At 68.1% G+C, this 15,139-nt stretch carries 9 protein-coding genes and 1 tRNA gene; 4 read left to right on the top strand and 6 right to left on the bottom strand.

Features of this window, described 5'->3' with window-relative positions; genetic code table 11:
- Positions 1-35: 35 nt before the first annotated feature.
- The gene (locus tag QRX50_RS26910; protein WP_285974568.1) at positions 36-1,214 is read right to left on the bottom strand and encodes a branched-chain amino acid ABC transporter substrate-binding protein; all 1,179 of its coding nucleotides are present in this window, start codon (positions 1,212-1,214) and stop codon (positions 36-38) included.
- A 449-nt stretch (positions 1,215-1,663) separates the two neighbouring features.
- Complete coding sequence (locus QRX50_RS26905; protein ID WP_220242049.1) at positions 1,664-2,275, bottom strand: ANTAR domain-containing response regulator; 612 nt, start codon at positions 2,273-2,275, stop codon at positions 1,664-1,666.
- 171 nt (positions 2,276-2,446) lie between these two features.
- On the opposite strand from QRX50_RS26905, the gene QRX50_RS26900 reads away from it, so the two are divergent.
- The 4 genes from QRX50_RS26900 to pip all read left to right on the top strand — a co-directional run bounded on the left by QRX50_RS26900 (position 2,447) and on the right by pip (position 4,680).
- Positions 2,447-2,523, top strand: a tRNA-Leu gene (locus tag QRX50_RS26900).
- 45 nt (positions 2,524-2,568) lie between these two features.
- A complete protein-coding gene (locus QRX50_RS26895) occupies positions 2,569-2,970 on the top strand; it encodes a hypothetical protein (protein ID WP_285965946.1) in 402 nt (133 codons plus the stop codon).
- A 7-nt stretch (positions 2,971-2,977) separates the two neighbouring features.
- A complete protein-coding gene (locus tag QRX50_RS26890; protein ID WP_285965945.1) occupies positions 2,978-3,445 on the top strand; it encodes a GNAT family N-acetyltransferase in 468 nt (155 codons plus the stop codon).
- Positions 3,446-3,693: 248 nt separating this feature from the next.
- Positions 3,694-4,680, top strand: a complete 987-nt coding sequence (gene pip, locus QRX50_RS26885; RefSeq protein WP_285965944.1) for a prolyl aminopeptidase — start codon at positions 3,694-3,696, stop codon at positions 4,678-4,680.
- A gap of 206 nt (positions 4,681-4,886) precedes the next feature.
- Here pip and QRX50_RS26880 read toward each other — a convergent pair whose 3' ends face one another.
- The 4 genes from QRX50_RS26880 to QRX50_RS26865 form a co-directional block, all read right to left on the bottom strand.
- The gene (locus QRX50_RS26880) at positions 4,887-5,078 is read right to left on the bottom strand and encodes a hypothetical protein (protein WP_285965943.1); all 192 of its coding nucleotides are present in this window, start codon (positions 5,076-5,078) and stop codon (positions 4,887-4,889) included.
- 165 nt (positions 5,079-5,243) lie between these two features.
- On the bottom strand, positions 5,244-10,172 hold the full coding sequence (locus tag QRX50_RS26875; protein WP_285965942.1) for an AAA family ATPase: 4,929 nt from the start codon (positions 10,170-10,172) through the stop codon (positions 5,244-5,246).
- Positions 10,173-11,029: 857 nt separating this feature from the next.
- Positions 11,030-11,497 carry a hypothetical protein gene (locus QRX50_RS26870; protein ID WP_285965941.1) on the bottom strand — a complete coding sequence of 156 codons (468 nt, stop codon included), beginning with the start codon at positions 11,495-11,497 and terminating at the stop codon, positions 11,030-11,032.
- Between the two features lie 881 nt (positions 11,498-12,378).
- Entirely contained in the window at positions 12,379-15,105 is a 2,727-nt protein-coding gene (locus QRX50_RS26865; protein ID WP_285965940.1) for a bifunctional YncE family protein/alkaline phosphatase family protein, read from the bottom strand.
- Positions 15,106-15,139 lie beyond the last annotated feature (34 nt).

The following is a 15,139-nucleotide window of genomic DNA, read 5'->3' as shown; positions in this document are numbered from 1 at the left end:
GACACGCACCCCGGTGAGTGGAACGGAAGCTTGGGCTACTTGATCTCGGTGTTGCGCACGATCTTGCCGTTTTCGACCTTGTAGGTCCACACGGTGGTCGACGACAGCTCACCCTTGTCGTCCCACTTGAAGTGCTTCGTGAGGCCCTGACCGTCGTAGGTCTTGACGAAGTCGAGCAGCGCCGGACGCGTGGTCTTGCCGCTGTCGATGCCCTTCAGCAGGATCGTGGCGAGGTCGTAGGCCTCGGGCGAGTAGGTGCCCGGGTCCTTGCCGGCCGCGGCCTTGTACGCGTCGGTGAACTTCGTGAACTGGTCCGCCGGCACACACGGGCAGGTGAAGTACGCGTTCGCGGCGGCGTCGCCGGCGTTCTTCACGAACTCGTCGTCCTTGACGCCGTCCGGGCCCACGAACTTCGCGGTGACGCCGGCGTCGTTCAGCTGCTGCGCGAACGGAGCGGCTTCCTGGTAGTAGCCGGAGTAGAACACCGCGTCCGGAGCGGCGGCCTTGACCTTGTTGACCACGGCCGAGAAGTCGGTCTGCTTCGTCTTGACCTTGTCCTCGCACGCCAGCGCGCTGCCGAGGCCCTGCTTGGTCGTCGCGGCGAGACCGGTGCCGTACTCGGAGTCGTCCTCGATGACGCAGACCTTCTTGGCGCCGAGCTCACCCGTCATGAACTTCGCGGCGGCCGGGCCCTGGCTGTTGTCGTTGCCGAGGCCGCGGAAGAAGGTCTTCCAGCCGTTGGTGCTCAGCACGGGGGCGGTGGCCGACGGCGTGACCGTGACGAGGCCGGCGCCGTTGAAGATGTTGCCCGCGGCCTTGGACTCACCCGAGAACGGGAGGCCCACGACGCCGATGATCCCCGGGGTGTTCACGATCTGGGTCACGATGCCGGGCGCCTTGTCGGGCGTGCCTTCCGTGTCGAACTGCTCCAGCTTGACCTGGCAGCCCGGGTTCGCCTTGTTGTGCTGGTCGACCGCGAGCTTGGCGCCGTTCAGGATGTTGATGCCGAGGGCCGCGTTGGCGCCGTTGATGGTGCCGGCGTAGGCGATGGAGGTCGGCGAACACTGCGCCTTGCCGTCACCCGCCGGGTCGGCGGCGTCGGCGGCGGCCGACGGAGCCGCGGCCTGCGGCGCGCTGCTGTCGGATCCGCCGGATCCACTGTCGGTACGCGCCGCGCACGCGCTCAGGGAGATGGCCCCCGCAGCCGCCAGCACGAAGATCTTCGTGAGTCGTGCTCTCTGCACTCTTCCTCCAAATGCCACCCAACCGTTCGAAGCGAACGGCTCGTCCCTATGTGGGAACTGACTGGCCGCTGAAAGTAGCCGCCCCGCGAAGTGTTGCACAGAGTTACCCACTGTCTTGTATCCACATCGTGACGGTCGTCACCGGCAGTAATGGACGTTCTCCACCCGATTGTCGCAATCTGACAACCGGGTGATGACACTGAGTACTCGGATAGCACCTCAATCGGCGTACTTGACTTGCGGTCAGATCGATGTCGGCAGTCTAGGGGCTCCGCTCAGCAGGTGAAGAAGCAACGAGCCATGATCGGACTCGAAGGTAGCAAACGTGCCCTCTCGCACCGCGCAGAGCGACGGAAGACCACACCAAAACGGGCGCGACCCCCTGGTCACGCCCGTTTTGCCACTCGAATGGGTGAGACCTAGCCGATGCTCTCCACCACGGCCTCGGCCACCGCCTTCATCGTCGTGCGGCGGTCCATCGCGGTGCGCTGTATCCACCGGAACGCGTCCGGCTCGGTGAGCCCCTGGCGGCTCATCAGCAGGCCCTTCGCCCGGTCGATGACCTTGCGGGTCTCGAGCCGGTCGGTGAGGCCCGCGACCTCGGCCTCCAGCGCCTGCAACTCGGAGAAGCGGCTCACGGCCAGCTCGATGGCCGGCACGAGGTCACGCTTCGCGAACGGCTTGACCAGGTACGCCATCGTGCCCGCGTCACGGGCCCGCTCGACGAGGTCACGCTGGCTGAACGCGGTGAGGATGACGACCGGCGCGATCCGGTCGCTCGTGATCTTGGCAGCCGCCTCGATGCCGTCGAGTTTCGGCATCTTGACGTCGAGGATGACGAGGTCGGGCTTGAGGTCGGTGGCCAGGTTGATGGCTTCTTCACCATCGCCGGCCTCGCCGACCACCTCGTAGCCCTCTTCACGCAGCATCTCGACCAGGTCGAGCCTGATGAGCGCCTCGTCCTCGGCAACGAGCACCCGACGCTGCGGCACGGTGGCGGCACCGTTGGCCTCGGTAGCCTGTTCGGTCACCGGGGTCCTCCTGAAGGCTCGGCGGGACGGTTGACTCGCGGTAACCCGCGAAAGGTCAGACTACCGGGAACGATCCAGTTCCCAAGATGGCGTTCACCACGAAGTGGCGACCGCGACACCCCGCCCCGCCACACGCGCGTCACCGGTGATCGCGTAAAGTTCCCCGCGCTCGCCCCCGTAGCCCAACTGGCAGAGGCAACGGATTCAAAACCCGTCCAGTGTGAGTTCGAATCTCACCGGGGGCACCAAGGCCCACCAGCACAAATCGGCCCCTGACCAGGTGCAATCCGGTCATGGGCCGATCTTGTGTCAACCGGTGGCGCGCGACGGCGACCGGCAAAGTACGGCTGCGCGCGGTCTATTCGCGGTCTACATCGTCCTCGGCCGGTAGGCCCGGGAAGCGCGGTCCGCGCCCGGCCCCTACTGGAAGGCGCTGGCAGGCGCTCTCGGGGTACCTCACCGTCCTCGCACTCGTCGGTATCGCCGCGCTCGCCTGCTGGCACCTCGACGGCGACACGACCATGCTGGTCATCACCATCGGCTCGGCCGTGCTCGCCACCGCCACCATCGCCGTCGCCGTCGCCGTCGGCGGCGCGAAGACGAACGACCTCGATGTGCAACCGATACGTCGTACGTTCACCCTTCCTCGCATGGGGAATGTCGGGTGGGAGGACTGGCGGGTCCCGGGCCGATAATGGCCAGGTGACCGAACACGTCGAACTGCGTGAGATCACCGACGACAACCGCGACGCGGTGTGCGCCGTACGTGTCCGGCCGGACCAGAAGAAGTTCGTCGCTTCGGTGAAGAAGTCGCTGAAGGACGCACGCAAGAAACCACACTTGTCGCCCTGGTACCGCGCTGTGTACGCGGACGACGTGCCTGTCGGTTTCGTCATGCTGAACTGGGCGGTGCCGCCAGGTACGCGCGGCGTGGTCGGCTCATACGTCCTGTGGCGGCTGCTTGTCGGAGCGGAGTTCCAGCACCGCGGCTACGGGCGCGCCACGCTTGCCAAGGTCATCGAACTGGTCAGGGCGGACGGCGGCACCGAACTGTTCACCAGTTACCAACCTGGAAAGGGAGAACCGTGGCCGTTCTACCGGGGCTTCGGCTTCCAGCCGACCGGCGAGATCGACGACGGCGAGATCGTCCTGCGGTGCGCACTGACCTAATCCGCCAACCGCGACGACCGGAGGGGTGTTCCGTAGTCCCGTCGCCGCTGGTGGAAGACGGCCTCACGATCCGCCAGCGCAGGCAGCGAAGTGGGAGGTGCGGTTCGACCCGCACGAACTGTGAACCAGCCGCCGACGGGACTCCGCGCGTGCGGGGGTAGCCCGTCCGTGACGACGAACGGTGCTTCACGTTTCTGCTGGTGTGGGCCGCTTAGTCTCGTCGGGCACCGGCGCGCGATCATGCCTGTATGGCGAGTACATCCGACGACGGGCGATATCCATCGATCGAGCCGCACGAGTCAGGCATGCTGGCGGTCGGCGACGGCCATTCGCTGTATTGGGAGGTGTCGGGCAACCCCAACGGCAAGCCGGCCGTCGCGCTGCACGGCGGTCCCGGTTCGGGGAGCTCTCCGCGATACCGGAGCCTGTTCGACCCGAACCGCTACCGCGTGGTCGTGTTCGACCAGCGCAACTGCGGGCGCAGCACCCCTTCGGCGACCGACCCGGTCGTCGACCTGTCGGCCAACACCACCCAGCACCTTGTCGCCGACATCGAGGCGCTGCGCGTTCACCTGGGAATCGATCGCTGGCTGGTAGAAGGTGGCTCGTGGGGCGTCACCCTCGCTCTCGCCTACGCGCAGGCCTACCCGGAGCGGGTGACCGAATTGGTGCTCGCGGCCGTGACCAACGGCAACCGCAGCGAGACTGACTGGATCACTCGTGACATGGGCCGCGTTTTCCCGCGCGAGTGGGAACGGTTTCGCGACGGCGTACCCGCCGCCGAACGCGACGGCGACCTCTCAGCCGCCTACAGCCGGCTGCTCCACGATCCCGACCCCGAGGTCCGGGCCAAGGCCGCCCGCGGGTGGTGCGAGTGGGAGGACACGCACATGTCGCTGGCCCCCGACGCCGCACCGTCCCTATCGGTCGCCGACCCGGCATTTCAGCTGGCCATCGCCCGTATCGTGACCCACTACTGGTCCCACGGCTGCTTTCTCGACGAGGGGCAGATTCTGCGTGACATCGAGCGGCTCCACGGGATTCCGGCCGTGCTGATCCACGGGCGTTACGACGTCAGCGGTCCACTCGGCACAGCCTGGGCGCTGCACCGGGCCTGGCCCGGAAGCGAGCTCGTCGTGCTCGACGACACCGGCCACGGCGGCGACAGCATGACCGCAGCGATCATCGCCGCCACCGACCGCTTCGCCCGAATGGCCGCGGACCAGATCCACTGACCGCTGGCACCCGAAACCCGTCCAGTGAGAGTTCGAAATCTCTCCGGAGCACCAGGCGTCGCCAGCAGAAAATGGCCCCTGACCAGGAGGTACCTGGTCAGGGGTCAGATCTTGTGTCGTCCGGCAGCGCGGGGAGCCGCCCGGCAATGTACGGCTGTGCGCGGTGTTTCGCGGTCCACGTTTGTCGCGGCGAGAACGGCTAGCGCCTACTCGTCCTCGACCAGACCGAGGATTGTGGCGATCTTCGCCAGCGAAACCTCTTCCAGCCCTGACAGCACCTTGGCGTACACCTCGTGCAGTACAGCAACTGAGTGCCCGGCCCAGGCAGCCACCTGGGCGGACTGTACGCCTGGCGGCTGCGTGTGCTCCAGCTGATTCGTATCTAGAGTGATCGCCAATGAACGCTCCGCATCCCTCGATCTCTGCATCGCAGGCACGTCGAAGGGCGACTGCGCACTCGGCGTCGTGGTGCTTGGCGACGGTCAAGTAGTGATGAAGCAGGACCTGTCGGGACCGTTCGCACCCCGACCTGACAGCGGGAAGCCCCCACCTTGCGGCTCAGGTCATCTTCGGGGGTCCCGGGCCTTGTGGGCGTGTGACAGCGGGAGTTCGGCATGCAGGGTGGTGCCTGCGCCGGGGGCGCTGTGCACCACCAGTCGGCCGCCGAGTGCTTCGGCCCGGTCTTTGAGTCCGACGAGGCCGGTGCCGCGGGTGAGGTCGGCGCCGCCGCGCCCGTCATCGCAGACGCAGACGCGTAGGACGTCGCCGGTCTCCTGGTCGGTGGTGTCGACCGTGACGCCGATGGTGGTGGCGTGCGCGTGTTTGGCTGTGTTGGTCAGGGCTTCGGCGACCAGGTAGTAGGCGGCGATCTCGAGTTGTTCGGGTAGCCGCCGCGGGATGGTCACGTCCAGCTCGACCGGGACCGACGAGCGGCGGGCCAGGGCTTTGAGCGCGGATTGCAGCCCGCCGTCGGCGAGGATGGCCGGGTGGATGCCGCGGGCGAGCTCGCGCAGTTCGTCGAGTGCGGTGATGGCTTCGGTGGCGAGGTTGTCCAGCTGGGCCCGGAGCTCACTGGCGTCGAGAGGTGCTGATGCTTGTGCCGTGCGGGCGTGGAGAGCGAGGGAGACCAGCCGTTGTTGCGCGCCGTCGTGAAGATCGCGCTCGATGCGCCGGCGGGCCTGGTCGGCGGTGGTGACGACGCGGGCGCGTGAGGTGGTCAGCTCGGCGTAGAGCTGCGCGTTGTCCAGCGACACAGCCAGTTGCCCGGCGATGAGGCTGACCGCGTCGAGCCGCCCGGCAGTGAACGCGGCGCGGATGAGCCGGTTCTCCAGCAGCAACACCGCCCGCAGGCTGCCGCGGCTGAGGATGGGCACGGCCAGGAGGGAGCAGCGGTCGAGGTCGGAGAAGTAGGGGTCACGGGCGAAGCGGTCGTCCTCGGTGGCGTCGGCGACCAGCACCGATTCGCCGAGGCGTTGGACATAGCGCAGCACAGACAGCGGGACCATGGGTTCCCCGGCGGCGCTCGGGGCGGTGCGTGCGATCTGAGTGATGTCTTGGAACTGGGTGGTGCCGGTGTCGCTGTCGGGAGCGGGGAGCAGCCAGTCGTCGCGTTCGGGGTTCCACAGCAGCAGCTGCACACCGGTGGCGCCGGTCAGCGCGCTGAGGACCTCGACGACTCGGGTGCGCAGGCGTTCGATGCTGGTCTCGGAGCTCAGTGCCTGAGAGGCGGCCAGGATGCCCAGCAGGTCCAGGGTGCCGGTGGTGACCGGGCCCGTTTGCTGCGACAGATGAGCGGGCTGGTCTCCGCTCAGCCCAGTGGTCGCGTCGGAGTGTGGCCGCAGTCTGGGGTAGGCCCAGTCGAGTTGGTCGACCTTCGCGCTCGCACCCCAGGCGGCATAGGTCTGGCGGGCCTGGGCGAGCAGCTCACCACCGACGCGGTCCAGGCCGTGGGCCAGATAGAAGCGGGCTGCGCGTTCGGTGATCAACGCCCGGTGCCAGGGCCGCGCACGGCCGGCGACCTCGCGGCGGGCGGCGTCGAACGCCAGCTCGGCGGCCCGGTAATCCCCCACCACCCACGCCCGCTCGGCCTCCAGCCACCGCTGCAGATGCAGGAAGTTGTCCGGCACGGCTGCGGCACGTGCAGCCAGCCACCGCGTCGTCTCGTCCAGCTCGGCCAGCAGAGCGGCGCGCTCGTCACCGGCCGTGTTGCGGGCTTGCCCGGCCAGGGCCAACCCACGCAGCAGGCGGGCCACGGCGGTCGAGTAGTGGCCCAGGACGGCCGGTAGTAGCGGCATCGCCGCCGCGGTGTGCTGTGCCAAGCCGGATGGATCGCCGAAGACGGCGGCGGCGAGCGCCCGGCTGAGATGCGCGTACAAAAGCGCCATCGGATTGTCGGCGTACCTGTCGGTGGGATCCGCCGTACCAATCGCGTCCGAGCTTCCGCCACACAGCACACCGGCCAGCCATCGGTGACCGTCGAGCACCTGGCCGATCTGTTCGTTGCCGGTGCGCCGTGCAAAGGCGACGCCCGCCTCCAGCTGCTCGACGAGGTGGTCGAGGGTTGGCGGGCAGTCGAGCAAGAAGTACTCGATCGAGTGATAGGTGTAGCCGGCGTACGCCAGGTCGCCACCTGCGATCAGCCCCTCGCGGGCACGCAGCATGGCGTGGAGACCGTTTTCGAGGGGCTCGAACCAGCAACTGAGGATGGCGAAGTAGTAGTGCGCGTACGAGGTCTCGGGCTCATAGCCGCGGGCTTCGCCCCACGCCAGGAGCCGCCCCAACGCCCGATATCCGGCGCTGTCGCCGCGCTGTACCACAGCGTAGTAAGAGGCGAAGCAGGCGGGGCAGACCAGGGTACGTCCGGGCCCGTGCTCGAGCCAGATCCGCAGGGCTTCCAGGCTCAGCCAGGCGAGCCTGGTGTGGTCGGAGAGGAAAGAGACCGGCGGCAGGGTCGCGTCGAGCAGGCGGGTCGCAGCGAGCAGCGTGGGGTCGGTGATCTCCGGCCGAACCAGATCCTCGGCGGTGTCGGTTTCCAGCCACCGGTACAGGTACTCGTACTGGTGGTCGAGATCGGCGGCGAGCTGGTCGGCGGCCGGGATCGTGATGCCGCACGCGCGCAGCGACTTCAGGCCCAGATCGATCGCCTCTGTGAAGCGTTTGCGGTGGGTCAGGCTGCGCACCTGCACCGCTGTCGCGTCGGCGCGTCGGATCGTGCTGGGACACAGCCGCTCGATCGTGTGGTACTCCGCGTCCGCCTCGTCCAGTCGCCCGAGGCTGTACAGGGCGGCGTGGCGGCCGATGTGCACCTGGATCAGCGTGGCAGTCTCCCCCGGGCCGATCAGCCGCAGCGCGGCGACCAGCAGCGCGTTCACCGGCGTGTACTCGCCGATCAACGCCGCTTGGTCGGCGGCGCGGCGCAGCAGCCCCACCACCAGCCGGCGCTCCGCCGCCTCGACGACGGCGTCGATCACCGGCAGGTACTGCTCGGCCGCCACCGCGAACAGCTCCGGCACCCCGGCCAGTCGCCGCGCGATCGCCAGCTGCAGGGCACTTCGCCGCAGAGGCTCCAGCCCACTCAGGATGACCTCACGGGTGCGGTCGTGGCGAAACCGCACGGCCTCCTGCGGTCCCGGCTCGACCACCAGGACACCCTCGTCGAGAGCGGGCGCCAACTGCTGGTCCACCACGCCCGCCTCTGTGGCGGTGGCGATCTGCAGCAGACTCACCTCGGCTCGCCCGCCCAGACACGCCATCGCCTCGACCAGCGCCCGCGAGGACGGCGGCATCGCCGCGACCCGCGCCGCCAGCAGCCCTGCCACCTCGGACCGGCCCAGCCGAGCCCGCACCGCCGCGTCGTCCCACCGCCACCCGACGGCGGTCGCCGCCAGCACCCTCTCCCTGTGCAGCGCGTTGAGCAGCTCCACCGTCTCGTACGGGTTGCCGGACGTGCGCTCGCTGATCATCTCGGCCAGTCCAGCCACGGTGGCGCGATCCGCGTGCAGCGTCTCCGCCATCATGGTGACCAGGCTCGGCACCGCCAAATTGTCCAACCCCAGCCAGCGCACGCCGACCTGCTCGCGCCACCGCGACAGCAGCGCGGTCAGGGCATGCGCCGAGTCCACTTCCACGTCACGATAGGCGCCGACCAGCAACAGGCCTTCGACCGGTTCCTCGGACAGCACGAGATCGACGAAGCCGAGCGGGGTGCGCCCACCCCACTGCAAGTCATCGAGGAACACCACCACCGGCCGGGTCCGCGACGCGACCGCCCGCAGTCCCTGCACACCTGCTTGCTGCGTGCGCGCCTGCGCGGTCAACGGATCCCCCGCATCCGGCGGCACCCCCAGCAGCACCGCGAACTCCGGCACCACCGCGCTCAACAGACCCGCGGTCGCCCCGACCGAATCGACGATCCGTTCACGAATAGCGGCGAGCACATCCTCCGGCTCGGCCAGCAACAGCCGACCCAACGCCCGGAACGCCTGAAAACCCGCGTTGAACTCGACATCCCGCCGGTACTGGTCGAACTTGCCGGCCACGAACCAGCCGTCCCGGCCCGTCACCACCGGCCGCAGCTGATCGACCAACGCGGTCTTGCCCACCCCCGGCGCCCCACCGACCAGCACACCCTGACAGCGGCCGGCCAGCGCCTCCTCGAACGCCGCCTCTAGCGCTGTCACCTCGGCATCGCGTCCCACCAGCCGTGAGGGTGGCAGCAGCCGCTGCGGAACGTCGTGCTCGCCGATGTGCACCCGAGCCGCCGGATGGGCCTGGACGTCGCGGACCTGGTGCAGGTCGTGGGCCAGGCCCTCGGCGGACTGGTAGCGGTGGTCGGGCTCCTTCTCCAACAGACGCATCACGATCTCGGACAGCAGACCGGGCACCGCCGGGTTCAGCCGGGCCGGCGGTACCGGCACTCGTGCCAGGTGATCGTGGGTCAGGCGCAGCGGGTCACCGGTGCCAAACGGCGGCCGGCCTGTGGCCAGCTCGTAGAGCGTCGCGCCCAACGCGTACAGGTCCGCGCGCTGGTCCACCGACCGGCCGGTGCGCCCGGTCTGCTCGGGGGCGAGGTAGGCGAGCGTCCCGACGATTTCGCTGTGGTGGGCGAACTCGGGACGGATCTCGGAAACGGACATGGCCAACGCGAAATCCACCAGGCACGGGTCCCCGTCCCCGGAGACGACGATGTTGGCGGGGGTGATGTCGCGGTGCAGCACTCCGCGGCGGTGCATTCCCGCGACCGCTTGGGCCAGCTTGCCGGCCAGCCGGATCACCTCATCGACGGCCAGTGGCTCTGTCGGCCCGGCCAGGGTGGTGTCACCGGCGTCCACCAGCACGATCGATCCCGGGTACCGCGGCGCGTCCACCAGTTGCGCAACACCGTCGACACCGCGCAGCCGCTCCAGGATCGCCACCTCGTGCCGCAAACGCCGCTGCGCGTCCGGCCCGAGCGGCTCCTTGCAGACGACGGCGACGCCCCCCGGCAGGGACACGCGGGTCACCCGAGTGCGCGCGCTCTGCTGCAGAAGGACCGCGTCGGGCGGATCCCGGGCAGGCAGGGCCCTGCCTGTCCCCATCCACAGTGTCTACGCTTTACCGCCTGCTTGCACAAGTTTCTGCCCATCGCGGCACGTCCCTCAGGACAAGAGCCAAGCTGGTGACGGATACCGCTCACCAGTGACAGATAAAGATCACCGTCACAAGCATCGGGCCCGACGAGCGCGTCGGCAGACCTGATCGTGCCACGCCTCAACCGACGGGGACGCCGAATCGATTAGACGGCCACTCACGACCGGGCTGGCCGTCGATGGCTCGGAACGTCGTCGCTTCGCTAGAAGTCGGCTCGAACACGGACGACGGACAGGCGGTGACGGTACCGCCCGAATTCGAACGCGCGGTGCGCGCGCGCCTCGACAACCACACCAGGCTCGGCCGGCCAGAAGCTGAAGTCTTCGCTGCCGGGCAGGCCAGCGATGATCCTGGACGCCCGCTGCGGGCCACCCCTCGGCAAGCCGGAGCTTCCCGACCAGCGACGTGAGCGCCGACCGCGACCGCGTCGTCGACAGCCCCACCGCGCGCACCCGCCCTTGGCGGTCAGCCTGGCCGAGCACGAGCGCCGTCGGCCGGGACGGGCTACCGGTCACGCCGAGCACGAGGGCGTCGACGTCGTCGTAGTATCTGACCTTGTTGCTGTGCTCACAGAAGCGATACACCCAGGCACCGACAGTACCGACCCTCGCAGACGGCTCGCCTCTCGTTGACCACCCGTTCGGCCCAGCCAACGCGTGCTCGAACGACCTGCCACCCCCAATATGCCCCCAACTCAGGCCGACAAGGCCATCTGTGCAGGTCATCCGGGGTTTCCGGGCCGGTTTCGAAACCCGTCCAGTGTGAGTTCGAATCTCACCGGGGGCACAGTCCAGAACCCCACAAGTGGTCCCGGCCTTACTGCCGGACCTTGCTTGGGCTCCACCTGGTCGTAAATCCTCTTTGCTGTGCCCGCGACGTCCGTCAGCTGATCCGCGGGCAACGTGATCGTCAGTGTCGCACGTTCACCTTCGTCGTGGACCTGGATGTGGAGCTGAACCACCTCGAAGAGTGCCCGGAGGAGATCTTCCGGAGCGCCGGCGAGGTTCACGGCGAGGCACGGGAGGGCGTCGAGCAGCGACACCGCTTCCGCATCCGGCCTGTCCGACATCTGTGTGGCCGCCTCGCTAAGCGCGGCCAGCTTCGAGACCAAGCCCTGTCTCTGGGCCTCAAGATCGTTGTAGCGGCCACGTAGCGCCTTCGTGAACGCGTCGTCTGGGTCTCCGTCCATCGCCTTGCCTCAGCACGGACTCCTGCTTCTTGGCGAGGCCCTCAGAGGCCCGTTCGAGTTGCTCCGCTCCTGGTCTTCTCCGGTTCCGACGCTAGCCGGCTGGGCCTCGAGAATGGGAAGACGCCTTTGGGCGCTACCCACCGGCAAGGAGGTGCCGTCATGCCGTTGTCCTGGAAGGCTAATGACGGAAGTCGGCAGCAGCTGCGCCGCGGTGATGTGCGGGCTGCGCAGCGGGTTCGGTCACGCGAATGCGTCGCCCTCGGGTTTCGACGTCGTCCGGAGTGAGGTCGAGGCGCACGCGGTGCACTCGGGGCCAGGCCGGTTGATGAAGGCCAGGACAAAGCTTTCGGCGTGGATCTCCACGACCAAGTTGGGGTGCACCGGGAGGCGCACGCGGTGCACTCGGGGCCAGGCCGGTTGATGAAGGCCAGGACAAAGCTTTCGGCGTGGATCTCCACGACCAAGTTGGGGTGCACCGGGCGGTATTCAGTCACACTGTGGCGGCCGAACACGCCGGTGGAGATCCTCCGCGGTGGCTCGCCGGTGAGCGCGAGATGCGGCCGGCTTCGGTGCGTGCGGCGGCGCTCAAGGCCTGGGAGACGCCGATGCTCTGCAGCGCTCCCGAGGGGTTGGGGCGCGTGAGCACGCTGCTGACGCCGTCGCGGCGAGATTGGCGGGTCGGGACACGTCGGGCCTACGACGTACCTCACCAGAACAATCACACACGGTACGTTCGATCGCCTTCCTTTGCCGGGGGCGTCGATCGTCTCGCGCCGCCGCTTCGAGTGCCGCCTCGCGAGGCGAGACATCTGGCACACTGCGGAAATGTCGGCCGGGGCCCAAGAGCGGGCCCCGGCCGACACTCGGTGACGGCAGGCTGTTTAGTCGTTGTCTCCGTTGAACAGGTAGCGGCCGGGAACCTCGTCGGGCCGGAGGATCTTGTTGTCTCCGGGGAACGGCTTGGTCCACCCGGTCGAGGTGTACCAGTCGTACCGGCCCAGCTGCGGCTGGTTCACTCCGTCGACCTGAGCGTGTTCTCCAGTGAGCTTCGGCATCGCCTCGTCCTGGTGCCACTTGGCCCAGGCATCGGCCGTCTGCTGCTGGTCGGCGGGAGCGGCCGGGGCCACGCTCGCCTGAGCCGACGAGGAACCCGCCGCCGGAGTCACCGGGATCAGGTTGCTCACGCCTTCGGTGAGCGGGATCTGGTTGGCCACCGTGGTGTAGGGCGTGAAGTCCGGCGTGTCGGTGAACGCGCTGAACATCGGCGTCGCGGCGCGGTCCTCCTGGTTCAGCGGCTGCATCCCGAGGATTTGTTCGATCGTCTTCACGGCGTTGACCTGCGTGAAGTACTCACTGTTGACGACGCCGCGCTTGGCGTACGGGCTGGCGATGAAGAACGGCGCGCGGTGTCCGTCGACGTGGTCGGTGCCGGCCTGGGTGTCGTCCTCGAACACGAACACGGCCGAGTCCTTCCAGAACTGGCTGTGTGAGATGTCGGAGATCATCCGACCGACGGCCAGGTCGTTGTCGGCGACCTGGGCCCGCGCGGTCGCGGGTCCACCGGTGTGGTCGTTGGGCAGCGACATGGTCGTCAGAGCCGGCAGATCACCGGTCTGCTCGGCCTTCTTGAAGTCCTGCTCCCAGACGTCGACCTTGTACTGGTCGGGGATGGCCAGGTTGAACTGCGGGAAGTTCGGGTTGCTGATGGCGTTGTTCGACGGCACGTCGGAGTACGACTTGTACGCGTCCATCGCCACCGGGAGGTTGCCGGTGGCCTTGCCCTCGAGGATCTGCGAGTCCGCGTAGTACTGCTGCCACGAGCCGGGGGTTCCGCTGGCGATGGCCTCGTATTCGCCGTAGTTGCGCGCCGACTTGCCGGCGCGTGCGGCGGCGTCCCAGATGAACCCATCGCGCTGGTAGGCCAGCGCGTCGCGTGCGTTGTAGGGGTAGCTCCGGGCCCAGGCGCTGGCCGCGTCCTGCGCCAGGTAGTCGTTGGGCTCGGCCTGCGTCAGCCAGTTGTGCCCGTCCGCCGACAGCATGCCGTTGTCGTAGAAGTTGTCGAACGTCGTGAACGTGTTCGCCATGCTGTGCTCGTTCGGCGTGACAGCGGCACCGAAGTTGGTCCGTGACGGGTCGCCGTTGCCCTTGCCCAGGTCGCCGAGGATCTGGTCGTAGGTCCGGTTCTCCTTGATGATCATGAACACGTGCTTGATCGGCGACGTCTCACCGTGCTGCCGCGGGATCGCGGTCAGCCGGCCGTGGCCGTTGGCGTCCGACTGCTCGTTCCCGGCCTGCGCCGGGCGGTCCCAGGCGTTGTTGCTGAACACCTGCCGGGTCGTGTCGGCGAGCTGCCGGCCCTCCGGCATGGCGAAGGAGGTCAGCGTGCCCTTGTAGGCATGGCTCTGCGGAGCGCCGTCGGTGCCGATGCCCTGCTGGTTGCTGACGACGACCTTGCCCAGCTTGGCGTCGAACTGAACCTGGTTGGGGTACCAGTCTGTCGGGATCAGGCCCTGGTACTTCACCGGTCTGCGGGGGCCGTCGTATTCGAACTGCGCGAGCGCATTGTCACGGCCGACGCTCACCAGCATGTGCTTCGCGTCGGTGAACGCGATCGAGTTCGGCGACGAACCGACCTGGATGCCGGGCAGCGGCTCCACGTTGACGGTCTGCGTCACCTTGTGCGTGGCCGCGTCGATGACCGAGACGGTGTCGCTGTTGGTGTTGGTGACGAACACGGCGCCGTCGTGCTGGGTCAGTGACGTCGGCTGGAGACCGACGTTGACGGTGTCGACGACCGTGTTGGTCCCGAGGTCCACCACCGAGACCGTGCCCGTCGCCGAAGCACCGGTCACCGGGTCGGACACGATGTTCGTGCCGTCGGACTTGTTGGTCGTGTCGCCGGCGACGGCCGTACGGCCACCACGGTTCGACACGAACGCCTTGTTCCCGACGATCGTGACGGCCTGCGGCGCATTCCCCACCGCCACCTGGACGATGAGCGTGTTCGTGGCGGTGTCGACCACGCCGAGCTTGTTGCTGCCGCTCAGCGCGAGGTACAGCTTCGCGCCGTCGGATGACAGCGTCAGCCCGTACGGCAACGACCCGCCCGGCAGCGCGAGCTTCGCCGGCGCGGTCGGGTTGGTGATCATGCCGTTTGAGGCGACCGTGTACTTCAGGACGCTGGACGTCGTGGCGGCATACAGTGCTGAGCCGTCGGGCGAATACACCGGCGCCGCGACACCGGTGCCGCCGAACGTCTGCAGCACCGAACCGCTTGCGGCGTCAAGGATGGTGATCGACGGCTTACCGGAGTTGTCGCCACCCGTCTGCACCGCCACCTTCGAACCGTCCGGGCTGATGGCGCTACCGATCGATTGCGCGGAGAACGTGGCCGCACGCGCTCCGAACGGGGAGAGCCAGTGGTTGTCCGACGTCAGGATCCGCCCGGCCGCGTCGTGCTGCCCGAGCGTGCTCGTGCCGAACGGGTTGGCCGGGACGTGGGCCACCGCGGCGGACGCGACGCCGCCGACCGTGAGCATGACCACGGCAGAGCCGGCGAACGTCCAGCGCTTGCGCGCTGCAAACCGTCGTCGTTGAACTTGCACCATCGATCCTTTCACAGAACAAATGTTCGGAGGGGAC

The sequence above is a fragment of the Amycolatopsis sp. 2-15 genome (assembly GCF_030285625.1).
Lineage (GTDB): Bacteria > Actinomycetota > Actinomycetes > Mycobacteriales > Pseudonocardiaceae > Amycolatopsis > Amycolatopsis carbonis.
Note: the sequence above shows the minus strand (reverse complement) of the source record. Positions and strands in the feature narration are given on the sequence as shown.